This window comes from Pseudomonas syringae KCTC 12500, assembly GCF_000507185.2.
Lineage (GTDB): Bacteria > Pseudomonadota > Gammaproteobacteria > Pseudomonadales > Pseudomonadaceae > Aquipseudomonas > Aquipseudomonas syringae.
In genome coordinates, this window is record NZ_AYTM02000002.1 from 5,830,864 (window position 1) to 5,846,944 (window position 16,081).

Sequence of the window (16,081 nt, forward strand, 5' to 3'; positions counted from 1 at the left end):
GGGCATTTTGCTCAGTAGGCCCTTTTTGTTTTGGTCCGCGAAAACAGTCGTGGTCTGCAATTTCAAAAAACTCTTTGCCGCGTTCCTGATCAGTTATTACGGGACCGAGAGCGTCAGCGGCGCGGGCGAACCGGTACCAACCTTGGCTCTGGTCACCGCAGCAGGTCCACATGTGCGGCAAAAGCGTTACCCCGCCGCCCATGGTAGCTCTCACTCAAGCGAATGATCCGTGGCGCATATCAGCTCAACACCAAGTGGCAGCATGATCAATCGCTTCTGGCGCCTGCTCGCCAAACTACTCGCGCTCCCGGTAAACACTGCTCGGGCAGCGATACTGATCGGCGCGTGGCTTGACAGCGTTTTAACGACAGTTGCCTTGAACAACGGGTGCAGGGCTGAACCGCTTGTCGCCAGCCACTGAAGGAACGGCAGTAACTGGCCGATACGATTGCATTACCCTTCTAGTTCGGATAGGGAAATCAAGGAAGGCTACACTACGATGAATCTCTTACGCGGCACTATGTTATCAACGCGCCTAATTTCTGCGTTTGTGGTATGCGCAGTTGTCACACTAGGTGTCGGCCTTGTCGGATACACGGGTATCACAGGCCTCAAAAACAGCGTAGATGGGATCGTCAGTAACAACCTCGTATCTGTGTACAACACGAGTAATGCACGCTCAAATGCGATAGCGCATTATCGCGACTTGCACCGCGCACTGCTGTATAAATTTGCAAAGGCAGACCAAGCCAAATATGACGAGACGTTGAAGTCCTTAGCAGACAATCAAAAAGAAGTAGAACAACTTTTCAATGCATATCGGCAAACGCCTCTGGAAGATGATGAAAGAGCGGCAGGTGATCAGTTTGAAAAAGACTGGCCAGCGTACATTAACGCATCCTCTCGCGTGATCGAATTAGCGGCGAAAGGTGACCTTGAAAGCGCGAACAAGCTATTCGCACAAGAGGTCGATCCTGCCTACAAGAAAACAAACGATGAGTTAAAAATAATAGTAGCGTCTAACAAGCGCCAGAGCGATGAGGTCGCAATAGAATCCGCGAAGACTGCGAGCGCCGCATACGGTTCATTGGGCATAGGCGTAGTGATCGCGTTTGTTGCTGCAATTATTCTGGGCTTATTGGTCACACGCTCGATCACTCGACCGCTTTTGGGGGCTCTACGGACCGCAAAGCAAGTGGCCGACGGCGACCTTTCTCAACAAATTGATGTCACCGGGAATGACGAGATCAGCACACTGCAATCAGCACTAAGCACGATGCAAGTTAACCTAAGAAATACTGTTAAAGAAATTGCCAATGCGGCTGATCAACTGGCCTCTGCGTCAGAAGAGTTGAATGCAGTTACGGAGGAGAGCTCCAGAGCACTGATACGCCAGAACGATGAGATCCAGCAAGCCGCTACGGCGGTGAACGAGATGACAGCAGCGGTTGAGGAGGTAGCGCGCAATGCCTCAGGCGCGTCTGAGTCCTCTGAAGAAACTAGCCGCAGTGCTATTGAAGGACGTGATCAAGTAAAGAATGCCGTTGGATCGGTTAATACTATGGCAGAGCAGATTTCTCAATCGACTGAAAAGGTCACGGTACTCGCCACGAGAGTCAATGAGATCACAGGCGTTCTCGCAGTTATTCAGTCCATAGCCCAGCAAACCAACCTGTTGGCCTTGAATGCCGCAATTGAGGCAGCCAGGGCTGGCGAGCAGGGTCGCGGCTTTGCGGTAGTCGCCGATGAAGTGCGCGCCCTTGCGCACCGAACGCAGGCATCGACCGCAGACATTGAGGCTATGATGGCCCAAATTCGTGCGGGTGCGGATGAAGCAGTGATCTCGATGAATAACAGTAGGAGCCTTGCAGGAGAAACCCGTGATCAAGCGGTTCAGGCAGGTCACGCGCTAGACAGAATCACCGAAGGTGTCTCAATGATTAATGAGAAAAATCTCGTGATCGCAAGCGCCGCCGAAGAGCAAGCTCACGTAGCTCGAGAGGTGGACCGAAATCTGGTTAATATTCAAGATATCTCCACTCAGACTGCAACTGGCGCACACCAAACCAATGCCTCGAGTGCAGAGCTTTCTCGACTTGCCGCCTCATTTGGAGTATTGGTCAATAAGTTCAAGACCTGAATAAAGTTGATCAGAACGCGTGTGTGTATAGTAGGCATCTGACAATAGCGCATTCAGATGCCTATGTGCTTGCGCACAGATCTTCCGCCTCACTTGAGGCGCGAGGACGGCACGCCGCGAGTCTGGTCTGAAATCACATCGCCCCCAGACAGCATTGTCATCCCATGCGAATACATCCAGGACATGAACGGGAGCGAATACCGATCAGCGACTACACCAAAGCCCCTCCATCCTTTTTTTGCGGATCACCAGTTCGGAGTCGATCAGTTCGTTAAGCCTGCGGACGGTGTCGATATCGGCACGTCCATGTCGCGATCGGTCGCATCCTTGGAGAGGACTTTTCTGAACCACAAGAAGTCACCCAGCAGGATTGGGCCTGTACCGCCCGGTCAGCCAAGTAGCTTTGTCTGGGCCAAGGTCGCTCGGATCCCTCTTTACCCCTTACATAAAAAAGATCCGCCAGTAGGGCGAGCCCTGTCAGAAGAAAATGGCTCAGTTAAACCCGGCCAAATTTTTTCGTCTTGGGATCGAGATAATTTTGACCGGATCGAGTTATCTGGATAACCCAATCCCTAGAAACTAAAAGAAGGCCTGAATCAACACAGCGGTTTGCCAGATAGAAAAACTCAGCTTCCTCTAGGGGTCTCGTAATATTTCCACTGGATGATCTCCACTTTTCAAGAAGATCATCAAGATGAATCCCGCTAGAAGCAGCGTAACTCGGGAGCAGGTCCAATAAATGCTTAATCCTAAGTGAATCGGGTTTCATGTGAATCTCCCTTCCAAACCTCGGAAAGGATTTATTAACACACACCGGAGCAATATCAAAGCGCCATCATACGTAAAAGACGCTAAGCCGACTGTTGCACAGGGAAAACAGGTACGAATAAGGCCCTCGCTGAACTTGGTAACCAGACGTCCCGAGGGATCTGAGTAAATCGCAGGCATGGAAAAGCCAAGCCGTGAGACTGGGCTTGGGCGATCGATACATCAATTGCGCGGGCCGTAGACCTCATCCTGACTTGTGGTGCTTTCCATGACCTCGCCAAAATCTGTCTGTCCATGCAGACATCGAGAATCACTCACCATCAGCATCGACCACGCTGAATATTGACCGATCCCCCCTCCCAGAGACCTGCATACCCTTAGGGCAATCATGAGCGTGACTAATGATTTATTGAAATCAATTCGTTTTTGTTCATGTAGGCAACCGACCTAAAATCCCTACAGCTCTTCACCCTCAGCAGAATAACGGCTGCTGATCGAAGACACAGACATCAGTCAACGCTAAAAGGGGCAAGACGCCTATCCGGGCGTTGCCTCGTAAGGAAGGATGCCAAGCCTAGATGAAAAAAGAATTCACATTTTCTATCAAGTGTACTTGTTTTGATGAGAATTACTCACCCTCAGACACTACCCGAGTCACGACTAATTTTGCGAACCTGGCCAGGGGAAAAAGTCGCCGAGAGAATTTACGTAATACCTTGAAGATGATCGACAATCGCTTCAATGCCCTGGCGCACTGGGACAACCCTAAAGGCGATCGTTATACGCTGGCGCTGAACATTGTCTCTGCGGAAATGAATATCGATGCTGAAGGTGATCACTCTGCTATTCCGTTAATTGAGGTTTTGAAGACAACGATCATTGACCGAAAAACCAATACGCATATTAACGGAATGGTAGGAAATAACTTCTCTTCCTACGTGCGAGACTATGATTTCAGCGTGAGATTACCAGAGCACAAAAAAAACCAGTCCGGGCTCAGCACGCCAGAAGATTTCGGAGATCTGCACGGAAAGCTCTACAGAAGCTTTGTCAATTCAACCAGCTACAAAGCGCATTTTGACAAACCGCCTGTTATCTGCCTGAGTGTATCGAGCGCCAGGACCTACCACCGGACCGAGAATCAGCATCCTGTTTTAGGGTATGAATACCAGCAGGATGAATACTCGTTGACGGATGAATATTTCATGAAAATGGGCTTAAAGGTTCGCTATTTCATGCCCCCGAACAGCGTTGCGCCTCTGGCGTTTTATTTCTCGGACGATTTGCTGGGTGACTACACCAATCTGGAGCTTATTAGCACCATCAGCACGATGGACACCTTCCAGAAAATTTATCGCCCTGAGATCTATAACGCAAATTCAACGGCAGGAAAAATCTATCAGCCTAGCTTGAAAAATAACGATTACTCGTTGACCCGCATTGTGTACGACCGCGAGGAGCGAAGTCAGCTGGCTATAAAGCAAGGGAAATTTGTTGAAGAGCACTTTATCAAACCCTATCAGCCCCTTCTGGATCAGTGGTCCACAAGCTGCATTCTTTGATCATTTAAAAACCAAGGTTGATTTTTCATGAAAAAACTTTTGCCCACCTCCACTGCTGGCAGCTTGCCTAAACCGTCCTGGCTTGCACAACCTGAGACGCTCTGGTCACCGTGGAAATTGCAAGGGGAAGAACGGGTTGAAGGTAAGCAGGATGCGTTACGTTTGTCGCTGCAAGAACAACAACTGGCCAATATTGATATCGTCAGCGACGGTGAACAAACGCGCCAGCATTTTGTAACTACATTTATTGAGCATCTCGATGGCGTCGATTTTGAACAGCGCGAGACCGTTAGAATTCGAGACCGCTATGATGCGAGCGTGCCAACGGTGGTGGGTGCTGTCGCTCGCCGAAAACCAGTTTTTGTTGAAGACGCAAGATTTCTACGCCAGCAAACCAGGCAGCCTATCAAGTGGGCCTTGCCCGGACCAATGACGATGATTGACACCCTCTACGATGCTCATTATAAAAATCGTGAAAAACTGGCTTGGGAATTTGCCAAAATCCTCAACCAGGAGGCCAAAGAGCTAGAGGCTGCCGGGGTTGATATTATTCAGTTTGATGAGCCTGCATTCAATGTGTTTTTTGATGAAGTGAATGACTGGGGCGTCGCCACCTTGGAAAGGGCAGTTGAAGGGCTTACATGTGAAACGGCCGTGCATATTTGCTATGGCTACGGCATCAAGGCGAATACCGACTGGAAAAAAACGCTGGGCTCCGAATGGCGACAGTACGAAGAGGCCTTTCCCAGGCTGCAAAACTCCAGTATCGACATCATCTCGTTGGAATGTCACAACTCGCACGTCCCTATGGATCTGCTTGAACTCATTCGAGGCAAGAAAGTGATGGTAGGAGCCATTGATGTGGCAAGCCATGCCATTGAAACGCCTGAGCAAGTCGCCAACACGCTAAGGAAAGCGCTTAAATTCGTCGACGCCGACAAACTCTATCCCTGCACCAACTGCGGAATGGCCCCTCTCCCTCGTCATGTCGCCAGCGGCAAGCTGCGCGCGTTAAGTGCAGGGGCAGACATCGTCCGCAAAGAACTCTTGAGCCAGTGATCGGCTACGTACGCAAGTCAGTAGGCGATACTCAGGCCTGGCTTGCACAAAAAAGCCCGGCGCTGAAGCCGGGCTTTCTGATCATCTATTCCTTATGCAGAACACGCATGGCCAACGCTTCGCTGGTCGCTTGCACCCTGCCCTTCACAGCTACCGCCTCATTTTCCAGACACGGGCACATCAAAATCGACATCAAACGCCTGATAAAATGCTTTATCGGTTTCGGCGACGATCCAGACAAGAAGAATGACATGATGCCCGTGCTTACCTTTAGGTAGTCTTGCTGTTGTAATGACTTTCGGCTGAAGCTCATCACGGTGCTGATCGAAAGGACTCCAATCCAAGATATCGCTCCACATCAACCCGTCCTGACCGTCCGCTGTGAAGTGCTTATCAGTGACATGGTTCTTTTCCTTGAAAGACTCCCGGGTAATACGCTTGCTATCGTCCCAGCCTTCCTTGGTAATAAACCATCGATATCCGCGTGTCACATGCTTGGCGGGATAATTCCACGTTACTGTAAATTCTTCCCCGCCGTTCACAGGCTTTCGGGGCCAGCCGGTGGATTCCGTTGTCGGTTTCAGGATTTTTATTTCTTCAACGATCTCACTATCCGTGTAATTCAAGCGTTTCCGCCGATCACCTTGCCCTCCACACAGTATGAGCCCGTCTTGTGGCGGGTCAGCCAGCGGCGGCGCCGACGGAAGCGGATCGAGATTAATAGGCTCATCGATGCCAGGGAAGTCGTGTGCAAGACCAAATGTCGGGTCTGGAAAGTTTTTGCCTCCTTCCATAGCGACCACCTCCCATTCCAGCAACAGCCCTTGCGATATAGCATAAGAACCACGGGACTCAGGGTCGATTACCATACCGTGTTTGGGTCGCGCGTCAGCAGATTCACTCATGTCCCTGTCCTCAATTATTAAATCAGGCATACCTTGCCTGTTACCCAATTGAAGACCTGCTTTCATGAACGGAATAGCTAGCAGTTCAGCGAGTAGATTTTTCCATAAAACCCTGAAACAAGGGTGCGGGAAGCTAGACAAGCCAGCCCGCTCTCCACTCCATACTCGGCATTAGCGTTTCAGAGCATCACGTTAATGCGAAAGACATTCTGCTCGGGGTCCAGCAGCACGGCCTGATACCAGTTGTAATAGGTCAGGTACGGATCCTTGACCAGTATTGCGCCCTGCGCCACCGCCAGCGGCACCAGTCGGTCCACCTCGGCTTGGTCGGACACGTCGATGTTGAGCAAGAACCTGCACCCCTTGCTGCCTGCAAACGCTTCCAGGCCAAGCAACTCGTAAGCATCCAGCGCGTTGAAACCAATGCAGGACTTGCCTGTGTCCAGTCCACGAAAGATCGGCGACCTGATGGCCTCGATTTCGCGAAAGCCGAACAGGTTCGAGTAAAACGTGCTCAGGCGGACGATGTCCTGCGCGAACACGTTGACGTAAGACAATGAGTTCATATCAGGCCACCTTGCTGCCGCCAAAAGTGGTCTGCTTGACGAACTTGGACAGCAAATGATCGCCTGATGTCACCGGCGCATGCCGAGGTGTGGCGCCAGGTTGCAGGCAGCCTGGCAGGCATTGAATCAACGTGTCGTAGTTGGGTTGGTGGAAAAACACCAGAGACTGTCGACGATTGTCCTGCTCGCTGGTCATCGGCGGGTTAACCACTCGATGCAGCGTGGAAATCCACTGGTCGTTGGTCCACTGCATCATCAGATCGCCAATGTTGACCACAAAACCATTTTCGACATACGGCACATCGACCCACTCACCTTGACGATTACGTACTTGCAAGCCGCCCAGCGCGTTATCAGGGCGCACTATCGTCAGACTGCCGTAGTCGGTATGCGCACTGGCGCGTAACTGGCCAGCCTCGACTTCGGTCTTGATGTCCGGATAACTCAGGCTGCGGAACATGCTGATATGCCGGTCGATCTTGTCATTGAAAAAACACTCATCCAGTTCCAATGCCAGGGCAAACAGGCGCATCAACGATTGAGCCAACTCGCTCATGGCATCGAAATAGGCCTGATAAGTCTCCTTGAATCCGGGCAGCAGGTTTTGCGCAGGCCAGACATTCGGTGCGAAGTGCGAGCCGGCCTGAGCATTGTGATAATAATCTTCATCCGGCACATCGCTCGGCCCGATGGAGAAAGACTCCTTGAGATCTCCCGGCGCACTCTCCTCCAGAGAATAGGAAAGGCTCTCCTCGGCCACCGCACTGTAACCCCGCACCATCTCCGGGCTGGGCCGATCTACCTTGCGCTTTTCCGCCAGCGGCAAATCAAAGAATTGGCGGGTCAAACGCGAGACCCTGTCGATAAGCTCTCCGGGAATCTGGTGCTCGGTGATGACCAGAAACCCGATGTCCCTGCATGCCTGATTGACTGCCTTGGCTACGGCAGCCTTGCCGTCCGGGTCTTCTGAAAAATAAGGGGCCAGGTTGATAATGGGCACATAGTGCAGAGTCATACGGCTGTTTCCTCTCGCTGACACGCTGCCGAAAAGGCTCACCTACAAGGGTGAAGGTCAGCGAGGCAAGAGCAGAAAGCATGCCACTGGAAGAATTCATCGTTCATACAAGCAGTTAGCTGTTTCGACGGTTAAAGCCGGATCAAATGGTCTGAAACAGAACGCATGGTTTGAATGCACAGGTATGAAAAAACGGGCCAGAATTGCGCACATTCGACCCGCTGTTTTCAGGCGCTTGCAAAACGCTCGATGACGTCGGCGGTCGTCGTTACTTCGCCGAACTCATAGGCAATCGTCGTCAGCGATATGCGCTGAACCTCCTCGGCTGAAACAGCGCCGAACCCGACGTCCGGGTAGTCCATCGCAGCATTCGCGTCACTCAGGGCGATGACTTTGTACTCACGATGCACGCCGTCCCTGATCGTGGTTTCACAACACACATTGGTGACCGTACCACAGACGATGATCGTGTCGACATCCCGCGCACGCAGCACGGTGTCCAGGTCCGTGTTATGAAAGCCGCTGTAAAACAGCTTGTCGACAATCACGTCACCCGACCTGGGCGCGAGTGCTTCGATGACCTCAACGTCCGGATCATGCCGTGCCAGTATCTGCTCCACATTCGGATAAAGATCGCGCATGCGCCCGGTATCAGAACCATCGCCGCGCACGATATGGCGAAGATAAACCACCGGCACCTGCGCAGCCCGTGCGGTTTGCAGCAGCTTCTGGATAGGCTGGATGATGTCCGCAGTACTTTTTACGTACAACGCCCCGCTGGGCTCACAAAATACCTTTTGCATGTCTACAACGATGACCGCCGTTCTGCGCGGATCGATCGGCCAGCGGACAAGGGGTTTGCTCATGGGACTTACCTCGATTGAGCCTGACAGGATAGGTAGTCTTGCCAAGCAATAATCGTGCTGTAGGTCTCCATAGCATCAGCAGGGAAGGACTGTGCACTGTTCACGCGGCATTACAACGTATGTGCCTCATGCGCCTGAACTGCCGTCCTAAACGCATCGAAAATACAAGGAACGTTGTTATGAAGCCGAGTTTCGTAGAGCAAAAACCGTCAGGCAGGTTTCATCTGAAAACCCATGCCATGCTACTGCTGGCACTTGCCTTGACGGGGTGCGGAACGATCAACACTACGTTTAGACCCGATTCCGTCGCAGGTGAAAAGCTTACTGACTGGAAATCAAATTGCTCCTCCATTCCGCGCGTTTACAGCGGGGTCATGCTCGATTTCTGTGAACTGAACGCCGAGCCCAGACAGAGTAGCGCTTATCAGAAGACCAATGCGCCTGAGTGGGTTTTACTGGACATGGGCTTATCAGGCATCGTAGATACATTGCTCCTGCCTTACACGATTTATCAGCAAAACCAATACGGCTATATCAACGCAAGCCGTTTTAAATAGCGTCTGAACTCGGCTTTCGGAATCCCTCATTTTCTCGCGCCCGATAAAAACCACGCAGACGTTAATCTGCGGGACTTTTGAATGGTGGGAGCACAGTCGAGAATCGGGTCTGCCGAAACACGTCCATTTCGCAAAAAGCATCAGACGAAAGATCAGGAAAGCTTGAAGGCCTTCAGCGCCTGCTTGGCGTTGGCTATCAGGTCAGGCGTCATTGGCCTGCCTTGCCTGTCCAGAAGAACCGGGGTGCATGCGCATCGACAGCGCACCCGATTATCTCCCTCTGCCCACCAATCGAGCATCTGCTGCCCCGTGAACAACTCGCCATGTCGTTCGATATGCTGCTCCCGACTGGTGGGCGTCAGCGCGGACAGATGCATGAATTTCACCGGCATCCCGAGACGCTCCGAATCGGCGATGTCGTTCTGCAACTTGCGAATCCGCATTTCATGAAGTTCGGAATCAGAAATTCTACCGACCAAGGCTGAACCCTCGTTAAGACACACATCAAATTAATAGACCACTCACGCCACTCACGCCAGCTTTCAAACGTGTATGAGTCAGTTCTTTTGCTTGCTAAACGTGGTGCCTATGAATGATTTCAGTGTCCCGGAGTTGTCCTGATCAGATGGAAAAATACAAATCTGCGCCCAATAAAAAACCCCGCAGACGTTAATCTGCGGGGCTTTGAATAGTGGAGGCCGAGGTCGGAATCGAACCGGCGTAGGCGGATTTGCAATCCGCTGCATAACCATTTTGCTACTCGGCCTCAAACGAAAGATGCTTCACTTGAACATCAAACGTATTTTGATTTCGCGGGAAACCTGTATTTCTTTGGCTTCCAACCCATTGAATCTAAAGGGTTTTTTTCAATTCCTCGCTCAGGAATGGACGCAATTCTGTACTGGTTCGCATGCCATGTCAAGAACGAGGAGAAAATAATTCGCCCACGCTGTACCGATGCAACCGCTAATGCGCCTGACGTTCCAGAGGCGTATAGGGTTTGAAGAACCCGCTGCCCATCCATTGCGGTGTTTTTTCCGTGGTCAGCGGCTGGGCGCGCTGGTAGCTGTTTGCGTTTTTCGCGTAGCCCTTGTGGTCGTACTCGGCCATGAACGGGTACGGGAAGACCTTGCGGGTGCGTCCGCGATTGCCCACGTTTTCCTTGACCATGGACGCCGGCAGCGACTGTGTCAGCGGTCTCTGCCTGTTGCCGGCCTTGTCGGGGCCTGCCTGTCGGACAACGATGGCATCCGGAGCGCGGCTTTTTTCGACCCAGGCCATGATCGGCGTCAGCAGATCGACCAGGCTTGGACCTTCCCCGCCGCCGCAATGATAAACGCCGGGTAGCATGTACAGCCTCGAGAAGGCCTCGGTGCGGGTTTTGCCCATCTCGGCTTCAAGCGCCTCGTGATACGCCAGGGTGTTGAGCGGTGAGACGTTCGGGTCGGCCCAGCCGTGCCAGAGAATCAGCTTGCCGCCGCGGCTGGCGAATGGCGAGAGATCGGGATTGGTAGCGTCGTACAGCGCATGCAGCGGGCGTAGCTGGTCAAAGGTTTTCTTGTCGAAGTCCAGCGCATTCAAATCGAAACTTGCTGGTGGGTTGTTCTCGAACACAACATTGCGAATGGCTTCCAGCGCGGCCTTTTCGCTGTACACAGTCTGATCGGCGCTGATCGGCACGAACACGCCGGCCCAAGCCAGTTCCGAACCCGGCTGCGGGCCGCCCAGGGTCAGCCGCTCGCCACTGACAGCGTCCTTCGGGCCTTCGTAAAAGCGTCTGACCGTGGCCACCTCCTCTGCGCTCAGGCACGTGGCGGGGTCGGCGGAAGCCTTGCATTGCAGCGCGGTAGGGTCGAAGTGACAGATACGCGGATCCGCTATAAGGCCATCGATCTGCCCGTCCAGCAGATCGCATTGCTCGAGTACTGCCTTGTGCAGCAACGGCAGTCGTGAAGCGAGTAGGATCGGCTTGCCGTCCGCGCCGCGGTTGGAACGTGCCATCCAGCCGTGATACAGGGTTTTCTGCACTTGGAAGTTGAGCGCCGGGGCTCCGGCAATGATGCCGTCGAAATCGTCCGGGTAACGCTGTGCTTCGACCAACGCCTCGCGACCGCCGTCCGAGCAGCCACTGAAGTAGGCATATTGCGCTTTGCGTCCATAGAATGCGGCGATAAGTTTCTTCGAGGCCAGCGCAGTGAGGTGCACACCACGATGGGCGAAATCGGCGCGTTTTTGTGGGTCATCGCCAAAATGCTCGTCTGCCGCCAGATGGCCCATGTCGGTGGAGGCCACCGCGAATGCGCCAGCACTCAGGGATCTGCAGCCATCAGCGGCACGCACGGTCGAGTTGACGTTGCCACACAACCCGCCGCAGCCGACTTGCAGGTAACGCTGCTCCCAGGTGCCGGTTGGCAGCTCGAGCCGAAAGTTGATCTGCGGAGCCAACCGGGCTTCCACAGTACACACCGCAACACCATCACGGGTCGACTCACTGGCCGCCAGCACACGATTGCCCTGCCCGCCGAGATCACTGAGATCCACGCTGCTCAGTGCAGCACAGCTGCTGACCGGTTTGACCACTGCAAGCCGAGCCACGTTGTCGGCGGTCGCCGAGGATGCCACACGGGCCATAGCCGGCGTTTGAATGCTGAGTGAAGTGACCAGCAGCAACAAGGCGTGGGCGTACTTCGGCTGGGAGGGTTTCATGAGAACTCCTGTTCATGAAGGATCAAAACCACAGTGCGAACCTGCAAATGGCCGCACTGCGCGTAAGGGTAAAACGTTTAAGCCTGACGATTATTCAAAGGCTAGTAGAAAAAATCACCAAAGCCTCGTTGGACGGTGCCACGCTGGAAGAGCCCCGACAGCACTGCATCTGTTGGCAACCTGAGCCGCAGACAGGAACAGGCCTGCCCGGGTCAAGACCCGATCCAATCGCTGTATGGGGGTGGGCTATAAGCTGGAGTTGTGACCGTCACTGTGCTGAGCGCGCATCACGCATCCATACCGTTCCGAGCACTCAACATCGGACGCGGAGCGTCCAGAAAGGCATGCCCACGCGGAGTGGGCACAATAGTGATCTGGAGAATTCTCGTTTCCCACGCTCCAGTGGGAATGCCTGTCGTGACCCTATGTGTCACGCGTTCACGCAGTCTCCGTTTGCCGGTTGCGATGCAGCGCAGCAAGGTCACGGAAGACAGCACCCGGATGACCTGCTTCCAGGCGCGGGCCATCGCCAAACAGCTTTTCGCGCAACGTGCCATTGGCGTATTCGGTCTTGTAGACGCCGCGTTTCTGAAGCTCCGGCACCAACAGTTCGACCACGTCAATGAAGGTTTCGTGGGTCAGCGCGTACGCCAGGTTGAACCCGTCGACGTCTGTTTCTTCAACCCACTCCTGCAGCAGATCAGCCACGGTTTCCGGACTGCCGACAAACAGCGGGCCGAAGCCACCGATGCCGACCCAATCGGCCAGTGCCTGCGGCGTCCATATCGTGTTCGGGTCTGCCGTGGAAAAAGTCTCGACGGCCGACTGAATGGCATTGGTGTGAACGTGGCGCAGGGGTTCGTCGGGCTTGAACTGGCTGAAGTCGATGCCGGTCCAGCCGGAAATCAAAGCCATCGCGCCCTCATAACTGACCCAGCTTTTGTATTCTTCGAATTTGGCCTTGGCCTTGGCATCCGTCTCGCCGAGGATCACCGTCTGCAAATTGAAAATCAGCACCTTGGACGGGTCACGACCAGCCTCTGCAGTGCGCCGGCGGATATCGGCCACGGTCTTTTTCAGCAGGACTTTCGAGGGGGCTGCAACGAAAACGCATTCGGCGTGCTCGGCGGCGAACTGCTTGCCGCGGCTTGAAGCGCCGGCCTGATAGAGCACAGGCGTGCGTTGCGGCGACGGCTCGCACAAGTGGATGCCAGGCACCTGGAAGTGTTTGCCGACATGGCGAATCTCGTGGATTTTGGTGGGATCACTGAATACCCGGCGCTCCCGGTCACGCAGAATTGCGCCGTCTTCCCAGCTGCCTTCCCAGAGTTTGTAACACACCTCCAGATACTCCTCCGCGTAGTCGTAGCGCGCGTCGTGTTCGGTGAGGGTTTTCTGGCCCAGGTTCTTCGCGCCGCTTTCCAGATACGAGGTGACGATATTCCAGCCTGCGCGCCCCTTGGTCAGGTGATCCAGCGTCGACAGGCGACGGGCAAACGGATAGGGATGTTCGAACGACAGCGACGCGGTCAGGCCGAAGCCCAGGTGTTCAGTCACCAGCGCCATGGGCGGGATGAGCTGCAACGGGTCATTGACCGGCACCTGAGTGGCCTGGCGAATCGCCGCCTCGCCGTTGCCGCGATAGACGTCGTAAATACCCAGCACATCGGCAATGAACAAACCATCGAACTTGCCGCGCTCGAGAATTTTCGCCAGATCGGTCCAGTATTCGAGGTCCTTGTACTGCCAGGAGCGATCACGCGGATGCGCCCAGAGGCCCGGCGATTGATGGCCGACGCAGTTCATGTCAAACGCGTTGAGGCGGATTTGGCGGGACATACACTTACTCCTGAAGCTGCGGCGGAACCACGCCATTGAGGCGTTGATTGCCGATAACCTGATAGTGCCAGCGCAGCGGTTCACGGCCGGTTGGGGCTGGCAATGACGGGCGCTGCCCGGTCAATTCGTACTGAATATTGCCCACCGCCTGCAAAGCATCGGCGCTGGCAATGACCGCCTCGCTGCTGGCGATCAGGCGTTGTTCGGCAGAACCGTCCTGCCGCCGGGCGCGTTCCAGCAGCGCGGCGGCGACGTCCAGACGAATCTGCAGATCCCCGACCTTGCTGATCACATAGGGGTCATCGACGATGCGCTGCAGACCACTGAGCGACCACGGCCGACCGTGCTCACGCAGGTAGTCGAGTGTGTGTTGCAGGCCCTGGCGCGCCTGATCAAGGTCTTCGGTAGCAACCGCCAGTTGTGCGGTAATAGCGGGATGTGTCATGGGCGTACTCCTCGATCAGTTCCAGGCGTGACGTGGCGGCGCGATACCGTTGAGCGCCTGATTGCCGATCAGGTGGTATTTCCAGCGCGCCGGGTCATGCAGCGTGTGGGTCCGCGCGTTGCGCCAGTAACGATCCAGATTGAGTTTGCCGAGCACCGAGCGGGTGCCGGCCAGTTCGAACAGCTGGGTGCTGGCGAGCAAGGCAATCTGCGCCGACAGCACCTTGGCCTGGGCGACGATTACCGAGGCCTGTGCGACGCTGGCTTCGCTGGGTTCGGCCAGGGCATGGTCGATGGCCTGCCCGGCCTTGGCGAGGATCGCGTCGGTGCCGTGCAGCCGCCACTGCAAGTCGCCGATGGCAGCAATGCTGAACGGGTCCTGCCAGCCGAAATCCTGCTTGCTGTCGATCCATGGCCGGGCCAACCGGGCGTGCTTCAGGGTTTCCTCGAACGCGCCGTGAGCAATGCCGGTATCCACCGCGGCCTGAATGATCTGCGAAATCGGCCCATGGGCAGTCGGTTCGTCGAAAGCGCGATGCGCCGGGATCACCGCACTCGAGGGTACGCGAACGGCCTTCAACACCGCCCCGCCGCTGGCCGTGGTGCGCTGACCGAAACCGTCCCAGTTATCGATGATGGTCAGCCCCGGATTGTCGCGCTCGACGAAAGCGATGAACACCTGATTCTGCTCGTTGACGCCTGAAACCGGCACGATGTGCGCGAACAGTGCGCCGGTGCAGTAGAACTTTTCGCCATCCAGCACTGCGTGCTCGCCATCGAATCGAATCCGGGTCTGGAAGGCGCCGGCGTTCTTGCTTTTCGACTCCGAGAACGCATTGCCAAAGCGGTAGCCGGCCAGCGCCTTGCCGAAGTAGTGGCGCTTCTGCTCCTCGGTGCCGGTCTGCAAGAGAATGTCGAGCACGCCCAGATGGTTCTGCGGGATTTGCCCGAGTGAAGGGTCAGCGGCAGAAACAAGCTTGATCACTTCCGCGACGGTGACATAGGAAACGCCCGCACCGCCATAGGCCTTGGGTACGGTAATAGCCCAAAGGCCGCTGGCGGAGAACTCATCCAGCTCGGCGACTGGCAGACGCCGTTCGCGATCACGCACTGAAGCTTCTTCAGCAAAGCGACCGGCCAATGCTCTGGCCACTTCAAGGGCTTCGGCGTCCGAGCCAATGACATGCGCTGCGGGAGGTGCGGCAGTTGAAAGGGAGGAAGGAAAACTCATGGACAGGCTCCTGCTCGTTGGCGACAGGTTGAAAACACTCAACACGCTTGACCCTGAACATTGCACAGCCCGTGCCGAAAAATATTTCCCTTTAAAAGCAGTAAGTTGCGAAGCAACGCTCATGAATGGCCGCACCCTGCAGCGCAAAATGTTCAAACGCTGTTGCTGGCCGAACAGCGGCGCACTCGCAGCGCATCCAGCGCAGACACAGGTATTTCAGGGCTCATGAGCTGCCGACGTGGCTGACGACGCGATGGGGTTTGCCAGCCAGCGCTCATGCCACTGTTGGCTGACCAACAAGAAAAACATCTCACCAAAAATAAGCTATTAAAATCAATTAGTTATATTCAGGCATAAAGCATGCAGAGAGTCCTGCGAACCTTCCACCGGCCCGTGTGCCGATCTCTTCGCGCTCAGGAGTAC

At 54.7% G+C, this 16,081-nt stretch carries 14 protein-coding genes, 1 tRNA gene and 4 pseudogenes; 8 read left to right on the forward strand and 11 right to left on the reverse strand.

What is annotated here, in order from left to right:
* Window positions 1-76 precede the first annotated feature (76 nt).
* The 3 genes and pseudogenes from V476_RS29025 to V476_RS29525 form a co-directional block, all read left to right on the forward strand.
* A pseudogene (locus tag V476_RS29025) lies at window positions 77-266 on the forward strand (hypothetical protein); the annotation flags it as partial.
* Between the two features lie 254 nt (window positions 267-520).
* Window positions 521-1,282: pseudogene (locus V476_RS29520) on the forward strand (MCP four helix bundle domain-containing protein); the annotation flags it as partial.
* The gene (locus V476_RS29525; protein ID WP_373365880.1) at window positions 1,277-2,140 is read left to right on the forward strand and encodes a methyl-accepting chemotaxis protein; all 864 of its coding nucleotides are present in this window, start codon (window positions 1,277-1,279) and stop codon (window positions 2,138-2,140) included. The pseudogene V476_RS29520 and the gene V476_RS29525, both read left to right, overlap by 6 nt.
* Window positions 2,141-2,374: 234 nt before the next feature.
* Here V476_RS29525 and V476_RS27805 read toward each other — a convergent pair.
* Window positions 2,375-2,533: pseudogene (locus tag V476_RS27805) on the reverse strand (chemotaxis protein); the annotation flags it as partial.
* Window positions 2,534-3,486: 953 nt separating this feature from the next.
* On the opposite strand from V476_RS27805, the gene V476_RS25545 reads away from it, so the two are divergent.
* Together V476_RS25545 and V476_RS25550 are read left to right on the forward strand one after the other, a co-directional pair.
* The gene (locus V476_RS25545; protein ID WP_024960681.1) at window positions 3,487-4,470 is read left to right on the forward strand and encodes a DUF1852 domain-containing protein; all 984 of its coding nucleotides are present in this window, start codon (window positions 3,487-3,489) and stop codon (window positions 4,468-4,470) included.
* Between the two features lie 27 nt (window positions 4,471-4,497).
* Complete coding sequence (locus V476_RS25550; protein ID WP_024960682.1) at window positions 4,498-5,529, forward strand: methionine synthase; 1,032 nt, start codon at window positions 4,498-4,500, stop codon at window positions 5,527-5,529.
* Between the two features lie 158 nt (window positions 5,530-5,687).
* Here V476_RS25550 and V476_RS25555 read toward each other — a convergent pair whose 3' ends face one another.
* From V476_RS25555 to V476_RS25570, 4 genes are all read right to left on the reverse strand, one after another.
* Complete coding sequence (locus V476_RS25555) at window positions 5,688-6,464, reverse strand: lytic polysaccharide monooxygenase auxiliary activity family 9 protein (RefSeq protein ID WP_024960683.1); 777 nt, start codon at window positions 6,462-6,464, stop codon at window positions 5,688-5,690.
* 149 nt (window positions 6,465-6,613) lie between these two features.
* The gene (locus V476_RS25560; RefSeq protein ID WP_024960684.1) at window positions 6,614-7,000 is read right to left on the reverse strand and encodes a VOC family protein; all 387 of its coding nucleotides are present in this window, start codon (window positions 6,998-7,000) and stop codon (window positions 6,614-6,616) included.
* Between the two features lies 1 nt (window position 7,001).
* Window positions 7,002-8,015, reverse strand: coding sequence for an isopenicillin N synthase family dioxygenase (locus V476_RS25565; RefSeq protein WP_024960685.1), 1,014 nt, complete (start codon window positions 8,013-8,015; stop codon window positions 7,002-7,004).
* A 227-nt stretch (window positions 8,016-8,242) separates the two neighbouring features.
* Window positions 8,243-8,881, reverse strand: coding sequence for an isochorismatase family protein (locus V476_RS25570; RefSeq protein WP_024960686.1), 639 nt, complete (start codon window positions 8,879-8,881; stop codon window positions 8,243-8,245).
* Between the two features lie 179 nt (window positions 8,882-9,060).
* Between V476_RS25570 and V476_RS25575 the strand changes: the two genes are divergently transcribed.
* The gene (locus tag V476_RS25575; protein ID WP_024960687.1) at window positions 9,061-9,438 is read left to right on the forward strand and encodes a YceK/YidQ family lipoprotein; all 378 of its coding nucleotides are present in this window, start codon (window positions 9,061-9,063) and stop codon (window positions 9,436-9,438) included.
* 152 nt (window positions 9,439-9,590) lie between these two features.
* Here V476_RS25575 and V476_RS25580 read toward each other — a convergent pair whose 3' ends face one another.
* The 3 genes from V476_RS25580 to V476_RS25590 form a co-directional block, all read right to left on the reverse strand.
* Window positions 9,591-9,881, reverse strand: coding sequence for a hypothetical protein (locus V476_RS25580; RefSeq protein ID WP_003314807.1), 291 nt, complete (start codon window positions 9,879-9,881; stop codon window positions 9,591-9,593).
* Between the two features lie 249 nt (window positions 9,882-10,130).
* Window positions 10,131-10,204, reverse strand: a tRNA-Cys gene (locus tag V476_RS25585).
* A 200-nt stretch (window positions 10,205-10,404) separates the two neighbouring features.
* A complete protein-coding gene (locus tag V476_RS25590) occupies window positions 10,405-12,144 on the reverse strand; it encodes a tannase/feruloyl esterase family alpha/beta hydrolase (protein WP_024960688.1) in 1,740 nt (579 codons plus the stop codon).
* A gap of 171 nt (window positions 12,145-12,315) precedes the next feature.
* Here V476_RS25590 and V476_RS28415 point away from each other — a divergent pair.
* Window positions 12,316-12,409 (forward strand): annotated as a pseudogene (locus V476_RS28415) (two-component system response regulator BaeR); the annotation flags it as partial.
* A gap of 173 nt (window positions 12,410-12,582) precedes the next feature.
* Here the strand turns inward: V476_RS28415 and V476_RS25595 are convergent.
* From V476_RS25595 to V476_RS25605, 3 genes are read right to left on the reverse strand one after another with little or no spacing between them, the layout of a single operon-like run.
* Window positions 12,583-13,983 carry an LLM class flavin-dependent oxidoreductase gene (locus V476_RS25595; protein ID WP_024960689.1) on the reverse strand — a complete coding sequence of 467 codons (1,401 nt, stop codon included), beginning with the start codon at window positions 13,981-13,983 and terminating at the stop codon, window positions 12,583-12,585.
* Between the two features lie 4 nt (window positions 13,984-13,987).
* The gene (locus tag V476_RS25600) at window positions 13,988-14,428 is read right to left on the reverse strand and encodes an acyl-CoA dehydrogenase (RefSeq protein WP_004417568.1); all 441 of its coding nucleotides are present in this window, start codon (window positions 14,426-14,428) and stop codon (window positions 13,988-13,990) included.
* A 15-nt stretch (window positions 14,429-14,443) separates the two neighbouring features.
* On the reverse strand, window positions 14,444-15,658 hold the full coding sequence (locus V476_RS25605) for an SfnB family sulfur acquisition oxidoreductase (RefSeq protein ID WP_024960690.1): 1,215 nt from the start codon (window positions 15,656-15,658) through the stop codon (window positions 14,444-14,446).
* On the opposite strand from V476_RS25605, the gene V476_RS29030 reads away from it, so the two are divergent.
* Entirely contained in the window at window positions 15,657-15,887 is a 231-nt protein-coding gene (locus tag V476_RS29030) for a hypothetical protein (protein WP_032629464.1), read from the forward strand. The two genes, V476_RS25605 and V476_RS29030, sit on opposite strands and share 2 nt — an antisense overlap.
* Window positions 15,888-16,081: the final 194 nt, after the last annotated feature.

Coding starts and splice junctions, on each gene's coding strand:
- V476_RS25605 (WP_024960690.1), bottom strand. CDS start 15,658: ATGAGTTTTCCTTCCTCCCTTTCAACTGCCGCACCTCCCGCAGCGCAT.
- V476_RS29030 (WP_032629464.1), top strand. CDS start 15,657: ATGGACAGGCTCCTGCTCGTTGGCGACAGGTTGAAAACACTCAACACG.
- V476_RS25580 (WP_003314807.1), bottom strand. CDS start 9,881: ATGCGGATTCGCAAGTTGCAGAACGACATCGCCGATTCGGAGCGTCTC.
- V476_RS25555 (WP_024960683.1), bottom strand. CDS start 6,464: ATGCCTGATTTAATAATTGAGGACAGGGACATGAGTGAATCTGCTGAC.
- V476_RS25550 (WP_024960682.1), top strand. CDS start 4,498: ATGAAAAAACTTTTGCCCACCTCCACTGCTGGCAGCTTGCCTAAACCG.
- V476_RS29525 (WP_373365880.1), top strand. CDS start 1,277: ATGCAAGTTAACCTAAGAAATACTGTTAAAGAAATTGCCAATGCGGCT.
- V476_RS25565 (WP_024960685.1), bottom strand. CDS start 8,015: ATGACTCTGCACTATGTGCCCATTATCAACCTGGCCCCTTATTTTTCA.
- V476_RS25595 (WP_024960689.1), bottom strand. CDS start 13,983: ATGTCCCGCCAAATCCGCCTCAACGCGTTTGACATGAACTGCGTCGGC.
- V476_RS25570 (WP_024960686.1), bottom strand. CDS start 8,881: ATGAGCAAACCCCTTGTCCGCTGGCCGATCGATCCGCGCAGAACGGCG.
- V476_RS25545 (WP_024960681.1), top strand. CDS start 3,487: ATGAAAAAAGAATTCACATTTTCTATCAAGTGTACTTGTTTTGATGAG.
- V476_RS25560 (WP_024960684.1), bottom strand. CDS start 7,000: ATGAACTCATTGTCTTACGTCAACGTGTTCGCGCAGGACATCGTCCGC.
- V476_RS25575 (WP_024960687.1), top strand. CDS start 9,061: ATGAAGCCGAGTTTCGTAGAGCAAAAACCGTCAGGCAGGTTTCATCTG.
- V476_RS25590 (WP_024960688.1), bottom strand. CDS start 12,144: ATGAAACCCTCCCAGCCGAAGTACGCCCACGCCTTGTTGCTGCTGGTC.
- V476_RS25600 (WP_004417568.1), bottom strand. CDS start 14,428: ATGACACATCCCGCTATTACCGCACAACTGGCGGTTGCTACCGAAGAC.